This is a genomic window from Mesorhizobium sp. M7A.F.Ca.CA.004.06.1.1, assembly GCF_003999135.1.
Lineage (GTDB): Bacteria > Pseudomonadota > Alphaproteobacteria > Rhizobiales > Rhizobiaceae > Mesorhizobium.
Window position 1 is genome coordinate 1 of sequence record NZ_RZPQ01001278.1, and the last position, 837, is coordinate 837.

Consider the following 837-nt stretch of genomic DNA (forward strand, 5'->3'; position numbering starts at 1 on the left):
CGTCGACACCGCGCAAAAGACCGGTTTCGCCTCCGAAGCCGGCGTCGCCACGACCGACGCACCCGACGAAGCGTTGCGCCGCATCGACGCCTGGCTCTGCGACCTCAAGGATTTTGCCATCAAGGATGGGCTGCATATCTATGGCCGCGCCCCTGAGGATGAGCCCGACGCCATGCGGCGACAAAGCGCTGACGCCGAGAAAGCGGCGCTGCTCGCCGCGCTTGATGGCCGCCACGTCAAGGCCGGTCCAGCCGGGGCGCCCGCGCGTGGCCGCTCGGACGTCTTGCCCACCGGCCGCAATCTGTTCACCTCGGACCCGCGCACCATGCCGACGCCGACCGCCTATGATCTGGGCAAGGCAGCGGCGGAGGAAGTCGTGCGCGGCTACATGCAATCGCACGGCGACTGGCCGCGCTCGCTGGTCATCGATCTCTGGGGCTCGGCTTCGCTGCGCACCGGCGGCGAGGAAATCGCGCAAGGCCTGGCTCTGATGGGCTGCCGGCCGCAATGGGATTCGGCGACCGGCCGCATCACCGGCATCGAGGTATTGCCGCCGGCGCCGCTCGGAAGGCCACGCGTCGATGTCACCTGGCGCATATCAGGCCTGTTCCGCGATATGTTCCCGACCCAGATCGCGCTGATCGATGCCGCCGCCAACGCGGTTGCCGCCCGCGACGAGGAGGATTCGGAAAACCCGCTCGCGGCCAAAACCCGCGCTGACGGCAAGATCAGCCCGCGCATCTTCGGCACCTCGCCCGGCACGTACGGCGCCGGCGTCGAGGATATCTTGTCCTCCGGCAACTGGGCGGCGCGCGAAGAAATCGGCCGCGCCTATCT

At 68.6% G+C, this 837-nt stretch carries 1 protein-coding gene; it reads left to right on the forward strand.

Annotated elements, in window-relative coordinates:
* Positions 1 to 837 (forward strand): cobaltochelatase subunit CobN (locus tag EN906_RS35760; protein WP_206529283.1); only part of this gene is annotated, 837 nt, incomplete at both ends.